Source organism: Schaalia cardiffensis F0333, assembly GCF_005886435.1.
In the GTDB taxonomy this organism is placed as follows: Bacteria; Actinomycetota; Actinomycetes; order Actinomycetales; family Actinomycetaceae; genus Pauljensenia; species Pauljensenia cardiffensis.
On record NZ_CP040505.1, the window covers coordinates 912,640 to 932,186 of the forward strand.

The window sequence follows — 19,547 nt, forward strand, 5'->3', positions numbered from 1 at the left end:
ACCTTGGGCCCCGTTGTGTCCGACTTGTGGCCGGGATCCGTTCTGGCCTCAGGCTCGGGATGCCGCGTAGGATGCAGCGCCCACGATGCCCGCGGTGTTGCGCAGCTGCGCAGGAACCATCGGCGTCTTCAAGTCGAGGAGAGGCATGAACTTGTCATGATTCTTCGACACGCCGCCGCCGACGACGAAAAGATCGGGGGAGAGGAGCATCTCGACGTGGGAGTAGTAGCGCTGAAGGCGCTTCGCCCACTTCTTCCAGCTGAGGTCCTGAAGGGTCTTCTGCCCGGAGGAGGCGCGCTTCTCAGCGTCGTAACCATCGATCTCAAGGTGCCCGAGTTCCGTATTCGGAATGAGGTGCCCGTCCATGATGAGCGCGGAACCGATGCCGGTGCCGAGTGTGGTGAGGATGACGAGGCCCTCAACCCCCTTCGCGGCACCATATGCGACCTCTGCGAAGCCTGCGGCGTCGGCGTCGTTGAGTGGAACGACCGGTCTGGAGAGGTGGCGCATCATGAGTTCGTTGACATCAATGCCGACCCAGGAGTCGTCGAGGTTCGCCATGAAGGGGATGACTCCGTGGATTACGGGTGCGGGAAAGGCGATGCCGACCGGGATCTCGGGGCCGACCTCGAGCTGGACGAGGATCTGATGGCACACGTCGGCGACAGCGTCGGGCGTCGCGGGTTTCGGTGTGTCGATCCGGATGCGTTCTCCGATGAATTCCCCGGTCTCGAGGTCGACCAGTGCCGACTTCACTCCCGAGCCGCCAATATCGATACCGCATGCCACCGTCGTCATCTTGTCCTCCAAGAGAAGAAATTGGGGTGTGATGAGAATAATAACCCGAGTCCGGTGAAGGGCGGGGCCGGGAGCATAATTTGCGCCCCTCGACGAATGATCTGTTCCCTCTACAGACGTCGAGCTCTCTACGGACATCGAGCAAACTCAAAAGAAGGGGAGACAGATCACGAGAGGAAGACAGGCCCTGAGAGGGCTACTCGTCTCGAAAAAACTGAAGGGATGCCGTCTTCACAGGTGAGGCACAGTCGCGTGGGCGATATTCGTTCCAGAATGGACCCTTTCAGTGCCGAAAAATCCTGGCCTTGCGCCCCGAGCCGACGAAGACTCGAGGACCTACGGGGATGTGGGGAAATCCCGGCGCCTCAGGCTTTTGGGGTGCTGGTCCACGCAGGGGATGAATGCATGCCCGGCGCCTCGGGCTTTTGGGGTGCTGGGCCTACGGGGATGTGGGGAAATCCCGGCGCCTCAGGCTTTTAGGGTGCTGGTCCACACAGGGGATGAATGCATGCCCGGTGCCTCCAGTGGTGTGTTCGGGGGTGCCGAGGCCGTGAGCTTGTGCTGGGAAAGGACAAAAGGACAACAGCTCAGGCTTCACGCATCCCCACCCTGAGCGGGCGGAGCATTACGGCAGGGTGAGGATCTCAGCCCCGTCCTCGGTGACGACGATCGTGTGCTCGAACTGGGCCGTGCGCGAACGATCGGCAGTGACGACAGTCCACTCGTCATCCCACTGTTCCCAGTCGATTCCACCGAGGGTAATCATCGGCTCAATCGTGAAGACCATGCCGGGCTTCATGACGGTCGAGTAGTTCGGAGCCGCATCGTAGTGGGGGATGATAAGCCCCGAGTGGAAGGCTTCGCCGACGCCGTGACCCGTGTAGTCGCGGACGACACCGTAGTCGAAGCGCCTCGCGTACTTTTCGATCACGCGGCCGATGACATTGATTTCTCGTCCGGGCGCAACGGCTTTAATGCCACGCATCATGGCGTTCTTCGTGCGTTCGATGAGCAGATGCGATTCCTCATCCACGGTGCCGACCTCGAACATCCGGCAGGTGTCGCCGTGCACGCCTTTGACATAGGCGGTGATGTCGACGTTGATGATGTCGCCTTCCTCAAGCGGACGATCATCGGGAATGCCGTGGCAGATCACCTCATTGATCGAGGTACACAGGGATTTGGGGTAGCCCATGTATCCCAGGCAAGAGGGGTAGGCGTCGTGTGCGATAAGGAAGTCGTGGCCGATCCGGTCGAGTTCATCGGTGGTCACCCCCGGTTTCACAGCTTCACCGACGAGTTCGAGGGCTTGCGCAGCGATCTTCCCGGCGTAGCGGATGCGCTCGATCGTCTCAGGGTCCTTGACATCGGATGCTGTGACACGTTCGGGACCGTCGTGGAACATGTATTCGGGGCGTTCGATGTGTGCGGGCACGGTGCGCAGCGGGGAGATACGGCCGGGCTTCAGATCGCCCAAGGGCGCACGAGAGGCAAGATCAAGTGAAAGAGTCATGGCGTCAAGCCTAGTCCCACCTCAGAACTCTCGTTCGAGCACCCCTGCCTCTCTTGCAGAACCGCAACAGCCCTGCCTCCATCCCACTTTCCCTAACAGCGGCCCCGGTCTCAGCCCCATCACGGGAGCATCCCGGTTCCATCCTGTACAAGAACAGCCCCCGACTTGACCCCCATCACGGGAACACCCCGACACGGTGCCGCAGCGTCTAGGCCCAGCCGCCAGCACCTCTTCTGCTCCAGCGATGCAGCACCGCACCTGAGCGCCAGAGCAGAACCTGCAGACCCGGAGCACATCGCGGAGCGGACGTGAATCCGAGGCGATCGGCGAACGGACTATCATGGCGGGGCGCGAAGCACGCGCATTCATGACCCCGACGGAGGAAGCAGGACATGGCCCAAGCCGCCCTTGACCTCAACCCGCTCGATTCGGAGGCAGTTGACGACCTCGTCGCCCGCGCCCTCGCCGATATCGAGGCCGCCGCAGACCTCGAGGCCCTCAAAGCCGTGAAGTCCGCACTCCTGGGCGACCAGGCGCCTCTGGTCCTCGCGAACCGGAAGATCGGTCAGCTGGCCCCCGCAGACAGGGGAACGGCGGGCAAGAACCTCGGCGGTGCTCGCGCTCGCCTCTCGCAGGCCTTGACTGAGCGCGGACAGATCCTCGAGGCCGAACACGAAGCCCGGGTCCTGGTGGAGGAATCCGTCGACGTCACCGCTTTCGGTGCCCGCTCCGTCATTGGTGCTCGCCACCCGATCGGCACGCTCATTGAGGAGATCGAGGACTTCTTCACCTCGATGGGCTGGGAGATCGCGGAAGGACCGGAGATTGAGCACGAGTGGTTCAACTTCGACTCCCTCAACTTCGACATCGACCACCCGGCGCGCCAGATGCAAGACACCCTCTACATCGACGGCACGACGATCGGCGGCGAGGCCCCCGAAGATGGATGCCTCGTCATGCGCACCCACACTTCACCCGTGCAGTCGCGTTCCCTGCTTGCCCGCGGCGTCCCCCTGTACGTCGCATGCCCGGGCAAGGTTTTCCGTTCGGACGCCCTCGACGCGACCCACACCCCGGTCTTCCACCAGGTCGAAGGCCTCGCGGTCGACAAGGGGCTGACCATGGCGCATCTCAAGGGTGTTCTTGACCATTTCGCGAAGGCGATGTTCGGCCCCGATGCGAAGGCCCGCCTTCGCCCCTCCTTCTTCCCCTTCACCGAGCCGAGCGCCGAACTCGACATGTGGTTCCCCCAAAAGAAGGGCGGGGCCGGATGGATCGAGGTCGGCGGCTGCGGCATGGTCAACCCGAATGTTCTGCGCGCCAACGGCATTGACCCGGACGAGTACACGGGCTTCGCTTTCGGCATGGGTATTGAACGCACGCTCATGCTCCGCCACGGCATCGCCGACATGCACGACATCGTCGAGGGCGATGTGCGTTTCTCCCAGCAGTTCGGTCTTCACGGAAAGGGCCACTGAAATGCCAATGGTTCCGCTCAGCTGGCTCGCCGACCACGTCGAGGTCCCCGAGGGCACCGATGCGACCGCGCTCGCCGCGGCTCTCGTCAAGGTGGGTCTTGAAGAGGAAACGATCCACCCCGCGAAGGTCCAAGGTCCTCTCGTCGTGGGCAAGGTGTTGTCCCTCGTGAAGGAGACCGCATCGAACGGCAAGACCGTCAACTACTGCCGGGTCGACGTGGGCGAGTTCAACGACGCCCCCGGCAGCGGAAAGGAACCCTCGGAGCTTGAGAGCCGGGGGATCATCTGCGGTGCCCACAACTTCGTCGAGGGCGACCTGGTTGTCGTCTCCTTGCCCGGCGCGGTGCTGCCCGGAGATTTTCAGATTGCGGCGCGCAAGACCTACGGACACATCTCGGACGGCATGATCTGCTCGGCACGCGAACTTGGTCTTGGCGAGGACCACGATGGCATCATCGTCTTGAAGAAGATGTTTGCGGACCGCGAGATCCCCGCACCCGGCACCGACATCATTGGGTTCTTGGGACTGGGCGAGGAGGTCCTTGAGATCAACGTGACCCCGGACCGCGGCTACTGCTTCTCAATGCGCGGTGTCGCCCGCGAGTTCTCCCACTCCACTGGAGCGGCCTTCACCGATCCTGGCCTGGTGGGCAATCTCGTCACGAGCGTTCCCGAGGCCAGCACGGATGGTTTCCCTGTTCTCGTCAAGGACGAGGCTCCGATTAAGGGTGCAATGGGCGCTGACCGTTTCGTCACGAGGATCGTGCGCGGAGTGAATCCTCAGGCGCCGACGCCGCGTTGGATGGTGGAGCGCCTCGAGGCCGCGGGGATGCGCTCTTTGTCCCTCGCCGTTGATGTCACGAACTATGTGATGCTCGACTTGGGCCAGCCGATGCACGCCTACGATCTGTCGGCCCTGGCCGCACCGATTGTGGTGCGCCGAGCGAAAGCGGGGGAGAAGCTCCAGACTCTTGACGAGGTCGAGCGCGAGCTCGACCCGGAGGATCTGCTCATCACCGATTCACCTGAGTCGGAGGGCTCGCGCATCATTGGTCTGGCCGGTGTGATGGGTGGCGCCTACTCCGAGGTCGAGGAGTCCACGACGGATATTCTCCTCGAGGCGGCGCACTTCGACCCCGTGTCGATTGCCCGTACTTCGCGCCGTCATCACCTGCCCTCCGAGGCGTCCAAGCGTTTCGAACGTGGAACCGACCCGCAACTTCCGGCTGTGGCCGCGCAACGCGCAGTGGACCTGCTCGTCGAATACGGGGGTGGCACGGTCGATCCTGCGGTCTTCGACTTCAATGAGCTCAGCGCCGCTGAGGCGATTGAGTTCCCCTTCGAGGACGCGGCGCGCCTTGTTGGTGTCGACTATTCGAAGGACCGGGTTCGCGAGATCCTCGAAGCGATCGGTTGCGAGGTCGTGGAGGGCGCCGAAGGGATCTTCCTCGTGACTCCGCCGAGTTGGCGCCCCGATCTGGTGGGTCGGGCTCACTTGGTCGAGGAGGTTGCCCGTCTTGACGGATACGACGAAATCCCTTCGATTCTCCCTGCCGCTCCGACGGGAACCGGTTTGACGGGCGCGCAGGAGGCTCGCCGTCAGGCCGTGCACTTCCTCGCAGCTCAGGGGCTTGTTGAGGTTCTCAGCTACCCCTTCGTCTCGGATTCCTTTGACCGTCAGCGACTGGCTGAATCCGATCCGAGGCGTCAGGCTTTGAGATTGCGCAATCCGCTCGCCGATGATGCTCCCTGGTTGCGCACTTCGATCCTTGACACGCTTCTTGATGCTGCGGGCCGTAATATTGCCCGAGGTGCGGACCGGGCGGCCTTGTTTGAACAGGGGCTCGTCGCCAGGCCCGAGGGGACCGTTCCAACTGGGCTGCTTTCCGCGTCCCAGCGCCCGAGCGATGAGGAGCTCGGAGCTTTGTACGCGGGGACTCCCAAGCAGCCTCAGCATATTGGCGTGGTCCTCGCTGGGCGTGCCTCGGCCTCCCCGCTTGCCGAGGAGACTCGTTCCTTCGCGTGGTCTGATGCCCTTGAGATCGTCTTGGGGCTCGCCTCGATCCTCGGGGTGCGCGTTGAGACGTGTCGCGCCTGGGATCTAGAGCCTTCCACGGTGAAGGGTGCTCCCATGCCGACGCCTGCGCAGGATCCATCCGAGGTCGCCCCCTGGCACCCGGGCCGTGTTGCCCGCGTTTTCGTGCGGAAGGGGCGTGAGCTTGTGGACATCGCTTTCGCCGGGGAGCTCCACCCTGCGGTGTGCAAGGCCTTCGGTCTTCCCGCTCGCTCGTGCGCCGCTGAGATCGATCTGTCCGCTCTTCTTGAGGCCTGCTCGGCTGAGCCGATCCAGGTCAAGCCCGTGTCGACTTTCCCGGTCGCGAAGGAGGACATCGCCCTCGTCGTCTCCTCCTCGATTCCCGTGTCGCGCGTCGAACAGGTGGTTCGCCAGGGTGCGGGCCCGCTCCTCGAAGACCTCAGCTTGTTTGACGTTTTCGAAGGCAAGCAGTTGGGGGAGGGGAAGCGTTCTCTCGCTTTCGCCCTGAAGCTTCGCGCCACCGATCACACGCTCACTGCGAAGGAATCGGCGAAGGTTCGTGAGGATGTTGTGAAGAAAGCGGAGAAGGTCCTCGGAGCGGCTCTTCGTTCCTGAATGCTTCGCCATCGGGAGGCAGATTCTTAAGGGAGGGCCCTCGCGCATCTTATGGATTCCGACTCACCGGGACCATCGGACAGCGCGAGGGGCCTCCTTGTCGTTCATACTGGGCGTATGCACATCCTTGTCACTGCAGCTTCGAAACATGGTTCGGCTCATGAGATCGCGGAAGCGATCGCGCACAGGCTCGAAGATGCGGGCCACAGCGTTGATGTCGTGGCTCCGGCGGCCGTGGAATCCGTGGATCCCTATGACGTGGTCGTATGCGGTTCGGCGGTGTACATCCTTCAGTGGATGGACGAGGCGAAGAGTTTCTTGGAGCGCTTCGCCGAGCAGCTGAAGACGAAGCGCGTCTGGGCTTTCTCAGTCGGGATGAATGGGGTGCCGAAGCATGCGCCGCAAGATCCGACTCGCATTGGTCCGGCTTTGACGCATGTTCTCGCGATTGACAAGCACACTTTTGCGGGCCGTTACAAGCCTTCGCTCTTGTCCCTGCGCGAGCGTTCGGTTGCGCGCCTCGCGGGTGTCGTGGAGGGTGATTTCCGCGACTGGAGCGAGGTCGAGGCGTGGGCGGATTCGATCGCAGCGGAGCTTTCAGACAAGGACTGAATGTTCTGAATAGCCGATGGCCTGCGTGTTTGGGGCGGTTGGTGGCGTGAAGGTCTGAGTGTTCGTCCCCCGGACACTAATGGATAAATATGCATGACGGTGTATATTCATGCATATGAGTTTGAAAGCTGCGATCGCCGGAGCATCTGGCTATGCCGGGGGTGAAGTTGCGCGCCTGTTGGCCGCCCATCTCGAAATTGAGGTCACCACGCTGACCGCGGCATCAAGCGCGGGCCGACTCTTCGGTGAACTCCACCCCCAGATTGGCTCTCTTGCCGAGCTTGAGATCCAAGAGACCTCTGTCGAAACACTCTCCGGCCACGACCTCGTGATTCTCGCACTGCCACACGGGCACTCCGCCGCGCTCGCCGAAGAACTCGATGCCAGCGGGGACGGCGCCCTCGTGTTGGACTGCGCAGCCGATCACCGCCTCATCAAGGCCGAAGACTGGGCGGAGTATTACGGGGGAGAGTTCAGCCCCGCATGGACCTACGGCATGCCTGAACTCATCCATGCACGAGAGCCCCTGGCTCGCGCCCAAAGAGAACTCCTCGCCGCGACTCGCAGGATCGCAGTTCCCGGATGCAATGTCACAGCGGTGACCCTGGCACTCCAACCCGCTGTGCATGCCGGACTCGTCGACGTGTCGCACATTGTCGCGACCCTCGCCGTTGGCTACTCCGGCGCAGGCAAGTCCATGAAACCCCACCTTCTCGCTTCGCAGGCGCTCGGGAATATGGCTCCCTACGCGGTCGGCGGAACGCACAGACACATCCCCGAGATCATTCAGAACCTCGTACTCGCAGGAGGGGACAAGGAATCGATGCGCCTGAGCTTCACTCCCGTCCTCGTCCCGACTTCTCGTGGAATTCTCGCGACCGTCGTCGCTCCCCTTGCCGAGGGCGTGAAGGAGGAGAGCGTGAAAGAGGCCTACACCATCTACGAGGACGAAGCCCTCATCACTGTCACCCCCGATGGTGTCTGGCCGACGAGCGGACCGGTGACGGGCACTGGTCTCGCCCGAGTCAAGGCCGTCATTGATGCCAAAGCGGGGACGCTCATTGCGATCGCCGCTATTGACAACCTCGGGAAGGGAACCGCGGCAGCGGCGGTTCAAAGCGCCAATATCGCCCTGGGGCTTGAGGAGTACCTGGGTGTTCCTATGATCGGAGTCGCACCGTGACCAGCACTGAATCGACCACGCCCACCGGAGCTCCGGCTCCGTGCGGTGTTACCGCGCCCCGCGGCTTCACCGCTTCCGGTGTGGCCGCCGGAATCAAACACACGGAGGGCGCCCTCGACCTAGCCCTCGTCGTCAACGAGGGCCCCGTGTTCGCATCGGCGGGAGTATTCACCTCGAATCGGGTCGTCGCCGCGCCCGTGACCCTGACCCGCAGCCACCTCGCCTCCGCAAGCCTCAAAGCGATCATCCTCAACTCTGGTGGGGCGAACGCGTGCACAGGCCAAGCAGGCTTCCACGATGCACAGGCGAGCGCTCGACACCTCGCACCCCTCCTGGGCTGCGAAGTGAAGGAAGTGGGAGTCTGCTCGACCGGCATGATCGGCCAACGCCTCCCGATGGACAAGATCCTTCATGGCACAGACGCGGCCGTGGCTGCCCTCGCCTCAACCCCCGAGGCGGGAGCCCAAGCGGCAGACGCGATCCGCACGACCGACACAGTCCCCAAAACCTATGAGTTCTCCTCTCAGGAGGGATGGCAGATCGGAGCGATGGCGAAGGGCGCGGGAATGCTCGCGCCCGCACTCGCGACGATGCTCTGCGTCATCACGAGCGACGCCATCCTCGACGATGACATGGCCGCCGCCGCTTTGAGCGAAGCGGTGCGCACGACCTTCAACCGCACCGATTCCGATGGTTGCATGTCGACGAATGACTCGGTGATCCTCCTCGCATCAGGGGCCTCAGGCGTCGCTCCTTCGGAAGAAGACTTCACTGAGGCTCTCCGCTCGACCTGCGCGAACCTCGCCCGTCAACTCCTCGCCGACGCTGAGGGCGCGAGTCACGATATTGAGATCACGGTTGCGCACGCCAGCGACGAAGCCGCCGGAGAAGCAGTCGCCCGCGCCGTATCACGATCCAACCTGTTCAAAACCGCTGTATTCGGCAACGATCCGAACTGGGGTCGCATTCTTTCCGAGGTTGGCACGGTCCCCGAATCTGTCGCCCCCTTCGATCCAGAGCAGATTGACGTGTCGATCAATGGGGTGATGGTCTGCCGCAACGGCGGAGTGGGAGAGGACCGCAGCCTCGTCGATATGACGCCAAGGGAGGTTCAGGTCCTCATCGACTTGAAAGCCGGAGAGGAGAACGTCGTCTTGTGGACGAACGATCTCACCCACGACTACGTCCACGAGAACAGCGCCTACTCCTCATGAACGAGAACCCAGGGAAAACACACCCCACGAAGGGCAGTGCAATGAAGGAAGACCCCGCGAAGGGCAGCACAATGAAGGACACCTGTGCCGGGTCCGAATGGACAAGCCGCTACGCCTCATCGCTGATGAACACGTTCGGCACCCCCGCCCTCGTCTTGACGAAAGGCGAAGGAGCATACCTCGAAGATGCTGAAGGCAAGCGCTACCTCGATCTGCTCGGCGGAATCGCAGTGAACGCGCTCGGGCACTGCCACCCGAAAGTCGTCGCGGCAATCGAAGAACAAGCCCGCAGCCTCGGCCATGTGTCGAACTTCTTCGCAACAGAGCCCCAGATCCGGCTCGCGGAGAAGATCCTCAACATCGTCGAACCCGGCGGAGCCCCCGAAGGCTCCCGGGTCTTCCTCGCGAACAGCGGAACTGAAGCGAACGAAGCAGCCCTGAAAATCGTCAAGGCCCACGGCCTCGCTGTTTCCCCTGAGAAGACCCGCGTCCTCGCCCTCGAACACGCCTTCCATGGGCGCACTCTCGGCGCCCTGTCCCTCACCTGGAAGGAACGCTACCGCACACCTTTTGCACCACTGATCCCCAATGTCGAGTTCATTGCGGCAAACGATCCCGAAGCTTTGGAAGCCGCAATCTCCGATGATGTCGCCGGGATCTTCGTCGAAGTGATTCAGGGCGAGGCCGGAGTCCACGAACTCGACGCCTCCTACCTCAGCCTTGTGCGCGAGCTTTCACGCGCTCATAACGCCCTCATGGTCGTTGACGAGGTGCAGACGGGAATCGGCCGGACGGGCGATTGGATGGGGCACCACGCCTCGGGCATCGTCCCGGATGTCGTGACTCTCGCGAAGGGCCTCGGCGCTGGAATGCCCATCGGCGCGTGCGTCGCGCTCGGTGAATGCGCGAATGTCCTGGGCCCAGGCATGCACGGCACGACTTTCGGGGGCAACCCGATCTGCGCGGCCGCGGCCCTGGCGCTCCTCGACACTCTTGAAGAGGAAGGAGTGCTCTCTTGCGTGAAGGAACTGTCTGGCACGTGGCGCGCCGAACTCGCCCTGATCGAGGGGGTTGCCGAGGTGCGGGGCCGGGGAATGCTCATCGGCTTGGACTTTATTCGCGATATTGCGGCTGAACTTGTCGAAGTCGGCAGGAGGGCCGGGTTCATCCTCAATGCGACGGGGCCCCATACTCTGCGTCTCGCACCTCCCCTCATTATGAACGCCGAGCAGGCCGCATCTTTCACGAAGGCCCTGCCCCGCCTCATCGTGGAAGCCACCGGATTGAAGGAGAAGAGCCGATGACGCCCACACCGATGCCGCAGACCCCGAACGCGAGGCGTGAAGCCATCCGCGACATCCTCGCCTCCGAACAGATCGGCTCTCAGAAGGAATTGCGCGAACGGCTGGCTGACAAGGGGATCGAGGTCACGCAGGCCACTTTGTCCCGAGACCTCGTTGACATGCGGGCCACGAAGGTCCGTACCGCTGAGGGCAGCCGCGTCTACTCGGTTCCCGACATTGATGGCGCATTGACGCACGAGGGCGAGGGCGGGCGCCTGCGCCTCCAGAAGTGGTGCCAGGCGCTCCTCGTCACCTCGATCCTCGTGGATCACCAGCTTGTCTTGCGCACGACCGTTGGGGGGGCGAATCTTCTGGGTTCTGCCATTGATGCGGTGCGCTTGGAGGAGATCGCGGGCACGATCGCCGGTGATGACACGATCCTCGTCATCTGCCGAAGTGCAGCGGATGCGCGGGCAACCCAGAAGTACCTCATGGAACTCGCTGAGCCCGGCCAGATGCCGGACCTCGACTGAACCGGGACTCCCGGACTGTCATAGAAATAGGAAAAGGAGCGCATATGACTGCGAAGAATGATCGCGTCGTTCTCGCCTACTCCGGTGGTCTCGACACTTCCGTCGCGATCGGCTGGATCGGGGAGCAGACCGGCCGCGAGGTCGTTGCCGTGGCTGTTGACGTGGGCCAGGGAGGAGAGGACCTCGAGGTCATCCGCCAGCGCGCCCTCGACTGCGGCGCTGTTGAGGCCTATGTCGCCGACGCCCGTGACGAGTTCGCGAGCGAATACTGTATGCCGGCCCTGAAGGCGAATGCCCTGTATGAGGGTAAGTATCCTCTTGTTTCCGCGCTTTCACGTCCGGTGATCGCCAAGCATCTCGTGCGGGCGGCACGAGAATTCGGGGCCCACACGGTTGCCCACGGATGCACCGGCAAAGGCAATGACCAGGTCCGCTTCGAGGTGTCGATCACCTCAATGGCCCCGGACATGGACTGCATTTCTCCGATCCGAGACCTCTCCCTCACCAGGGACGTGTCGATCGCCTACGCGGAAAAGCACAATCTTCCGATCGAGACGACGAAGCACAATCCCTTCTCAATCGACCAGAACGTGTGGGGGCGTGCCATCGAAACGGGTTTCCTCGAGGACTTATGGAATGCTCCGACGAAGGACGTCTACGTGTACACCGACGACCCGACGTACCCGCCGCTTCCCGATGAAGTGGTCATCACCTTCGACAAGGGTATCCCGGTGAAGATCGATGGGCGTCCCGTCACTCCGCTGGAGGCGATCCAGGAGATGAATCGGCGGGCGGGTGCGCAGGGAATTGGTCGCATCGACATGGTTGAGGATCGTCTCGTCGGCATTAAATCGCGTGAGATTTACGAGGCTCCGGGTGCCATTGCGCTCATCGAAGCTCACCAGGCCCTCGAGTCTGTGACTCTTGAGCGTATGCAGCGCCGCTACAAGCGGGGTGTGGAGCAGATCTGGGGAGAGCTCGTCTATGAGGCGCAGTGGTATTCGCCGCTGAAGAAGTCTCTCGACGCTTTCATTGAGGACACTCAAAAGTTCGTGTCGGGTGATATCCGCATGGTCTTGCACGGGGGGCGCGCGACCGTGAATGGTCGAAAGTCTGATGCCTCGCTCTACGACTTCAATCTCGCGACTTACGACAGCGGTGATTCCTTCGATCAGTCCTCTTCGAGGGGCTTCATCGACATCTACGGTCTGCAGTCGAAGCTCGCGGCGGCGCGCGATGTGCGCCTGGGGGAGAGCAGCGGCTACTGATTGATCGGTGTTGCGCCCGTTCTGAGGCTGGGTCTTCAGGGCGGGCGCACTCCTTTTCGAGGACGATGACGAGGACGAGGACAGAGGCGGGACACTCCTGACTCGAGCACCGGCCGGGCTTCACCGAGAAAGGACGGCTGTGTCGAGGCCGACCCGGGCTGTATTGAGGACGGGCGCACAGAGCCGAACCACAGCGCCTATCGCGAAGATGGAGCAGCGCTGCTGGAGGCGGAAGGGTCCAGCAGCTCGATTCGAGCCGTGCTTTCATCCGACCCCGGTGTGTTTCAGTCCGATATCGCTTCTCACCGGTCCTTTCATCCAGACCGATCACGTCGTCATACACGGCTAGTATGCTCTCGATGACATCTGCGAACGAGACCCTCCCCAGACCGGCGACTTCGGCCTCTTCCTTCCTCCGATCGAAGAGGTTTTTCGACCTCGTCGCCGTTGCGATCCTTTTCGTCGGCTTCGCGGGCCAAGGCATTCGCTACATTGTGGGCTTTTACAGTTCTGGGATCGTCCTCGTGATCCTCTTCATCGCCTTCATCTGGGCTTTCGCCCACCAGGGTGCATCCTTCGTCAAAAAACCCCAGCCGGTCGCGACCCTGCTCTATGCGCTCGTGTGCGTCCTCTCAATCGGATGGTCGCAATACCCCTTCCACACGGCAGTATCGGCAGTGGTCACCATCGGAGTGACACTGGTCGGCCTTATGCTCGCAGCAGCGCGGACAATGGATCAGATCATCGACTTGCTTATCCGCGCTTTTCAGTCGATCCTCGCCGTCTCCTTCCTCTTCGAACTCTTCGTTTCTCTCTTCTGGAAAGCCCCGCTCCCACCTTTGACGATCATTCGGAATCCGGATATTCCGCAGATCTTCTTCTGGTCGGAGAACCGCCTGTTCAGCGGCGGGCCGATCCAAGGATTCATGGGGAATCGCAACCCCCTGGCCTTCGTCGCGGTCCTCTTGATCATTTGCCTGATGGGGCGCCTCCTTCAAGGGCGAGTCACCCCTGGTCCCGCCCTCGCGTGGATCGGGCTCGCCGGGGCAACAATGGCGCTCACACGTTCAGGAACAGTCACAATGTGTCTCCTGGCGGTCGCAGGAGCGACTCTCGCTTTCGCTTTCGTCGGTTCGGTACCGGAACGAGCACGTCCCGGCCTCGTTCTGTCCTTGACGGGACTGGCGATGGTCATCATCATGATGACCCTGTTCGCCCACGAGTATGTTGCGAGCTTTCTCGGTCGTTCCTCCGATTTTTCAGGCAGAGGCGATATTTGGCGGGCCCTACTTCCAATGTGGCTCGAGCATCCGATGCTCGGCTGGGGGTGGACCATCGGTTACCCCATTGACCACCCCGTGTTTGAGGGGTTCCTTCTGCGAGCAGATGGCCTTCCAACAACCCAGGCTCATAACGCGTATTTCGAGGCTCTGTTCGAGACGGGCATCGTGGGTGCTTTCCTCGTTTTCCTCGCGGTTGCGACGGTGCTTCTCGGCACCTATGTGACGGGTGTGCGGCGCATCGACACAGATCGTTCGGCGATCATCCCGGCCCTGCTCGCCACAGCCCTGGGAGTGCAATCAACCGTCGAATCTCGCCTCCTCTTTGAGGGCAACTGGATCCTCTTCGTCGTTCTTGCCGCCTATGTCGCCCAGACCCGCCCATTCGTGGAGCACATTCGTAAGCATTACAGGCCGCGCGCGTACCCGGCAGGGACGGGGCAGCGCACTTGCTCCTCGTCCGCTCTCTAGACAGCAGCCCACGAGTACCCCTTGGGAGGGCATGATCGACCTATGACGTCATCCGATTCTTCGAACCAGCACCTGAGCCTGTGGGGCGGCCGCTTCGCAGGTGCTCCGGCCGACGCCCTCGCAACCCTTTCCGTTTCGACCCATTTCGACTGGCGTCTCGCCCACGTCGACATTGTGGGCTCTCACGCTCACGCGGACGCCCTGTATGCGGCGGGCCTGCTCAGCGACGAAGAAATCACCGCGATGCACGAGGCCTTGAACCGTCTTGACGAGGACGTCACCTCCGGCGCTTTCGTCCCCGCCCCCCAAGACGAGGACGTTCACACCGCTTTGGAACGAGGACTCATTGAGCGCGCCGGGCAGACACTGGGCGGCAAACTCCGTGCGGGACGCTCGCGCAATGACCAGATCGCGACCCTGATACGCATGTACCTGCGCGAAGAGGCCCGTCATATTGCCAAGCTCGTCCTCGATGTCGTCGAGGCGATCATCGGACAGGCGAAGGATGCGGGCGAGGCTGTGATGCCGGGGCGCACACATTTGCAGCACGCCCAGCCCGTCCTCGTTGCCCATCATCTTCTCGCCCACGCCTGGCCTCTTATCCGCGATGTTGAGCGCTTCATGGATTGGGATCGCAGGGCCGCTGTTTCGCCTTACGGCTCGGGTGCTCTCGCGGGCAACACTCTTGGTATGGATCCTGGCGCCGTTGCCCGGGCACTAGGTTTTTCCGACTCCGTGGAGAACTCCATTGACGGCACAGCTTCGCGCGATGTTGTCGCTGAAGCGGCTTTCGTGCTCGCAATGATCGGCGTCGACATTTCGCGCCTGTGCGAGGAGATCATCATTTGGAACACGAAGGAGTTCGACTATGTCACTCTTGACGATTCCTTCTCCACGGGCTCGTCGATCATGCCCCAGAAGAAGAACCCGGATGTCGCCGAGCTCGGAAGAGGTAAAGCCGGCCGTCTCATCGGCGACCTCATGTCGCTCCTGACGGTTTTGAAGGGGATCCCGCTCGCCTACGACAGGGATCTGCAAGAGGATAAGGAACCGGTTTTCGATCAGCTCGACACCCTGGATGTCCTCCTTCCCGCAGTCTGCGGAATGATCTCGACGATGAGCCTGCATCTTGAACGCATGGCCGAGCTCGCCCCCCAGGGTTTTTCGCTCGCCACTGATATCGCGGAGTGGCTGGTGCGCCGCGGCGTCCCCTTCCGCGACGCCCACGAGATCTCCGGATCTTGCGTGCGTATCGCCGAGGGGAGGGGAGTGGAACTCGCGGATCTGAGTGATGAGGAACTTGCGAGCGCATCCCCCTTCCTCACTCCCGAGGTCCGGGAGGTGTTGAGTGTCGCCGGTTCTGTGTCCGCGCGCCTGGGTAAGGGCGGAACCGCCCCCATTCGCGTCGCCGAGCAGCTTGAGGCCGTTGAGGGGGCTCTTGCGGCTTGCCGGGCGTGGGCGGCGGGCTCGACCCGTTAAGCTATTGGCGCTTCCTTGAGCCGGAAATGAGCTTCGAGCCGTGGAATTGACTTCCTTGAGCCGTAGAAGAAAGGGTGTTTTCCGTGACCGATATTCTCGATGAACTCCAGTGGAGAGGCCTCATCGCCCAGCACACCGATATTGATGCTCTTCGTGAGCATCTTGCTGCGGGTCCGGTCACCTTCTATTGCGGTTTCGATCCGACCGCGGCCTCCTTGCATCACGGTCACCTCGTGCAGATCCTGCTCATGCGTCACCTCCAGCTCGCCGGACACCGTCCACTCGCCCTCGTGGGTGGGGCGACGGGGCAGATCGGCGACCCGCGTCAATCGGGTGAGCGTCAGCTCCAGCCGAGCGAGGTCGTGCGCGGCTGGGCGGATCGTCTCAAGTCCCAGATTTCGCATTTCCTCGACTTCGAGGGGCCTGCTGCGGCCACGATGGTGAACAACCTCGACTGGACTGCTGAGCTGTCCGCGATTGATCTGCTGCGTGGGATTGGGAAATACTTCCGCGTCGGCACGATGCTGTCGAAGGATATTGTTGCTCGTCGCCTCGCCTCCGATGAGGGGATCTCCTACACGGAGTTCTCCTACCAGATCCTCCAGGCGAATGACTTCCTCGAGCTCTACCGTCGCTACGGTGCGACGATGGAGACGGGAGGGAACGATCAGTGGGGGAATATGATCGGCGGCGTCGACCTGATCCGCAAGGTGGAGGGCGCAACCACTCATGTGCTCACCACTCCGATCATCACGAAGTCCGATGGCACGAAGTTCGGCAAGTCCGAGGGCGGGGCCATTTGGCTCGACCCGCAGATGATGAGCCCTTACGCCTTCTACCAGTTCTGGTTGCAAGTCGAGGACGCGGATGTTGTGAGGTTCTTGAAGATTTTCACCTTCCTTGATCGCGCTCGCATTGAAGAGCTCGAGGTGGAGGTCGCTGAACGGCCCCACATCCGCAGCGCCCAGAAGGCTCTCGCTGCCGAGGTGACGCGCCTGGTTCATGGAGAAGAGGAACTCGATCGGGTTCTCGCTGCGACGAACGCCCTGTGGGGTGGTGGCGATTTGCACGCGATCGATGAGCAGACCCTGTCTTCGGCGACTTCGGATCTGCCACAAGCTTGCTTGAAGCTCGGTGAGGCGACGATCATTGACGCCTTGGTGGAAACGGGGTTGGAGAAGGGCAAGAGTGCGGCGCGCCGTACCCTCGCTTCTGGCGGCGCTTACCTCAACAACATCAAGGTCGAGGACGAGGACGCTCCGATTTGCGTGGAGGATCTTCTGGCGGGTTCTCGTGTGCTGGTCCGTAAGGGACGGCGCAACCTTGCCGTGGTGGAGCTCTCCTAAAACGGGGTGGAGCTCTTCTAAAACGTGGTGGAGCTCTTCTAAAAGGGGTGCCTGAAGGATCGTGCTGAAGCGAAGCCGAGTGTCGCAGTGTTGGAGCGAAGGACGACGACATGAAGATCACTTCGGTGGCGAAGGCCGACGCCGATCGGCCGCAGTGATTCCTGGAGAACCTGGATAGTGCGCTCACGACGGATTCTTGGCTTTCGGTCGCGTCTGTGATCCTTGGCGGGCCTCGATAGTGCTGAAGGAGCCCCGGACCATCTGGTCCGGGGCTCCTTGCTGGTCTGGGGTTGCTTGCTGGTGCCGGCCATCTTGCTGTGGTGATGCACAATGCCCCTGAGTTGCTCGCCTGAATGCGTCCCGCCTTGTGCGGTCTGCACCGCTGTGTTGTGGTGTGGAGCTCTTGTGAGTTGCCAGAGGCCTGTGGGTCATGTGATGTGTGTTGGGGGGTGTTGTGGCTTGTGGGGGTGGGTTTGGTTGTGAATCTGTGGAGTGGGTGGTGTGGGGTGTGGTGGGTGTTACGTTGTGTGGGTTTGACGTGGGTGGGTGGGGGTGTGTAGGTTTGTGTTTTGTTGCTGCGGCCCTGGTTGTGGGGTTGTGGTGGTTGCCTTGCCTGGTTGTGGTGCTCTGTTGTGGGGTGTTGTGGTTGGGTGTGGGGTGTTGTTTGTGAACTCGATAGTGTGTTTGTTTTTTATGCCTGTTTTTTGTTTTTGAGTTGTTTTTGGTTGGGATTGCCTGCTGTGCTGTTGTGGTGTGGTGGGTTTTTCTGGGCTTGGACGTTTTTGTTTTTGTTCGGAGAGTTTGATCCTGGCTCAGGACGAACGCTGGCGGCGTGCTTAACACATGCAAGTCGAACGATGATGCGGTGCGTGCACCGTTGATTAGTGGCGAACGGGTGAGTAACACGTGAGTAACCTGCCCTCTTCTTTGGGATAACGGTCTGAAAGGGCTGCTAATACTGAATATTCACATGTCTTCGCATGGGGGTGTGTGGAAAGAGATGCTTTTGGGTGTTTTTGGTGGGGGATGGGCTCGCGGCCTATCAGCTTGTTGGTGGGGTAGTGGCCTACCAAGGCTTTGACGGGTAACCGGCCTGAGAGGGTGACCGGTCACATTGGGACTGAGATACGGCCCAGACTCCTACGGGAGGCAGCAGTGGGGAATTTTGCACAATGGACGCAAGTCTGATGCAGCGACGCCGCGTGAGGGATGTAGGCCTTCGGGTTGTGAACCTCTTTCGCTCATGGTCAAGCCGCAGCTTTGGGTTGTGGTGAGGGTAGTGGGTAAAGAAGCGCCGGCTAACTACGTGCCAGCAGCCGCGGTAATACGTAGGGCGCGAGCGTTGTCCGGAATTATTGGGCGTAAAGGGCTTGTAGGCGGTTGGTCGCGTCTGCCGTGAAATCCTCTGGCTTAACTGGGGGCGTGCGGTGGGTACGGGCTGGCTTGAGTGCGGTAGGGGAGACTGGAATTCCTGGTGTAGCGGTGGAATGCGCAGATATCAGGAGGAACACCGGTGGCGAAGGCGGGTCTCTGGGCCGTTACTGACGCTGAGGAGCGAAAGCGTGGGGAGCGAACAGGATTAGATACCCTGGTAGTCCACGCTGTAAACGTTGGGCACTAGGTGTGGGGGCCACCCGTGGTTTCTGCGCCGTAGCTAACGCTTTAAGTGCCCCGCCTGGGGAGTACGGCCGCAAGGCTAAAACTCAAAGGAATTGACGGGGGCCCGCACAAGCGGCGGAGCATGCGGATTAATTCGATGCAACGCGAAGAACCTTACCAAGGCTTGACATGCGCCCTGACGCTGCAGAGATGTGGTGGCATTTGGTTGGGGGTGTACAGGTGGTGCATGGTTGTCGTCAGCTCGTGTCGTGAGATGTTGGGTTAAGTCCCGCAACGAGCGCAACCCTTGCCCTATGTTGCCAGCACGTTGTGGTGGGGACTCGTGGGGGACTGCCGGGGTTAACTCGGAGGAAGGTGGGGATGACGTCAAATCATCATGCCCCTTATGTCTTGGGCTTCACGCATGCTACAATGGCTGGTACAGAGGGTTGCGATGTCGTAAGGCGGAGCGAATCCCTTAAAGCTGGTCTCAGTTCGGATTGGGGTCTGCAACTCGACCCCATGAAGGTGGAGTCGCTAGTAATCGCAGATCAGCAACGCTGCGGTGAATACGTTCTCGGGCCTTGTACACACCGCCCGTCACGTCACGAAAGTTGGTAACACCCGAAGCTCATGGCCTAACCGGTTTGTCTGGGGGGAGTGGTCGAAGGTGGGATTGGCGATTGGGACGAAGTCGTAACAAGGTAGCCGTACCGGAAGGTGCGGCTGGATCACCTCCTTTCTAGGGAGCCTCGTTGTGGGGATGCTCGCTTCATGCTGTCATGTGTTGGTGGTGTGGGTGGGTGTTTCTTGTGCTTGCATGTGTGCTGCCCTGTTGTG

13 protein-coding genes and 1 rRNA gene are annotated in these 19,547 nt (G+C 61.5%); 12 read left to right on the forward strand and 2 right to left on the reverse strand.

Annotated features, from left to right (window positions below):
• Positions 1-48: 48 nt before the first annotated feature.
• Both ppgK and map read right to left on the reverse strand, forming a co-directional pair.
• Entirely contained in the window at positions 49-798 is a 750-nt protein-coding gene (ppgK, locus tag FFA61_RS03715) for a polyphosphate--glucose phosphotransferase (protein WP_040313450.1), read from the reverse strand.
• Between the two features lie 625 nt (positions 799-1,423).
• Complete coding sequence (gene map / locus FFA61_RS03720) at positions 1,424-2,311, reverse strand: type I methionyl aminopeptidase (protein ID WP_005961496.1); 888 nt, start codon at positions 2,309-2,311, stop codon at positions 1,424-1,426.
• Between the two features lie 392 nt (positions 2,312-2,703).
• Between map and pheS the strand changes: the two genes are divergently transcribed.
• The 12 genes from pheS (at position 2,704) to FFA61_RS03780 (ending at position 19,449) form a co-directional block, all read left to right on the forward strand.
• Positions 2,704-3,789, forward strand: coding sequence for a phenylalanine--tRNA ligase subunit alpha (gene pheS, locus FFA61_RS03725; RefSeq protein WP_005961495.1), 1,086 nt, complete (start codon positions 2,704-2,706; stop codon positions 3,787-3,789).
• 1 nt (position 3,790) lies between these two features.
• On the forward strand, positions 3,791-6,439 hold the full coding sequence (gene pheT, locus FFA61_RS03730) for a phenylalanine--tRNA ligase subunit beta (RefSeq protein ID WP_040313447.1): 2,649 nt from the start codon (positions 3,791-3,793) through the stop codon (positions 6,437-6,439).
• A gap of 117 nt (positions 6,440-6,556) precedes the next feature.
• Positions 6,557-7,051 carry a flavodoxin domain-containing protein gene (locus tag FFA61_RS03735; protein ID WP_005961493.1) on the forward strand — a complete coding sequence of 165 codons (495 nt, stop codon included), beginning with the start codon at positions 6,557-6,559 and terminating at the stop codon, positions 7,049-7,051.
• Positions 7,052-7,166: 115 nt separating this feature from the next.
• Positions 7,167-8,234 (forward strand): N-acetyl-gamma-glutamyl-phosphate reductase, encoded by a 1,068-nt coding sequence (gene argC / locus FFA61_RS03740; RefSeq protein WP_083879431.1) that lies wholly within the window; start codon positions 7,167-7,169, stop codon positions 8,232-8,234.
• Positions 8,235-8,314: 80 nt separating this feature from the next.
• The gene (gene argJ / locus FFA61_RS03745; protein WP_005961491.1) at positions 8,315-9,448 is read left to right on the forward strand and encodes a bifunctional glutamate N-acetyltransferase/amino-acid acetyltransferase ArgJ; all 1,134 of its coding nucleotides are present in this window, start codon (positions 8,315-8,317) and stop codon (positions 9,446-9,448) included.
• The gene (locus FFA61_RS03750) at positions 9,445-10,752 is read left to right on the forward strand and encodes an acetylornithine transaminase (protein WP_005961490.1); all 1,308 of its coding nucleotides are present in this window, start codon (positions 9,445-9,447) and stop codon (positions 10,750-10,752) included. The genes argJ and FFA61_RS03750 overlap by 4 nt, the downstream gene beginning before the upstream one ends.
• On the forward strand, positions 10,749-11,264 hold the full coding sequence (locus tag FFA61_RS03755; protein WP_005961489.1) for an arginine repressor: 516 nt from the start codon (positions 10,749-10,751) through the stop codon (positions 11,262-11,264). Before FFA61_RS03750 ends, FFA61_RS03755 begins: the two co-directional genes overlap by 4 nt.
• A gap of 44 nt (positions 11,265-11,308) precedes the next feature.
• Positions 11,309-12,532: an argininosuccinate synthase gene (locus FFA61_RS03760; protein ID WP_005961488.1), complete on the forward strand. Its 1,224-nt coding sequence runs from the start codon at positions 11,309-11,311 to the stop codon at positions 12,530-12,532.
• A gap of 359 nt (positions 12,533-12,891) precedes the next feature.
• The gene (locus FFA61_RS03765; RefSeq protein ID WP_165544448.1) at positions 12,892-14,283 is read left to right on the forward strand and encodes an O-antigen ligase family protein; all 1,392 of its coding nucleotides are present in this window, start codon (positions 12,892-12,894) and stop codon (positions 14,281-14,283) included.
• 42 nt (positions 14,284-14,325) lie between these two features.
• Positions 14,326-15,762 carry an argininosuccinate lyase gene (argH, locus tag FFA61_RS03770; RefSeq protein ID WP_005961486.1) on the forward strand — a complete coding sequence of 479 codons (1,437 nt, stop codon included), beginning with the start codon at positions 14,326-14,328 and terminating at the stop codon, positions 15,760-15,762.
• An 83-nt stretch (positions 15,763-15,845) separates the two neighbouring features.
• A complete protein-coding gene (gene tyrS, locus FFA61_RS03775; RefSeq protein ID WP_040313631.1) occupies positions 15,846-17,108 on the forward strand; it encodes a tyrosine--tRNA ligase in 1,263 nt (420 codons plus the stop codon).
• 789 nt (positions 17,109-17,897) lie between these two features.
• Positions 17,898-19,449: ribosomal RNA gene (locus FFA61_RS03780) — 16S ribosomal RNA — on the forward strand.
• Positions 19,450-19,547: the final 98 nt, after the last annotated feature.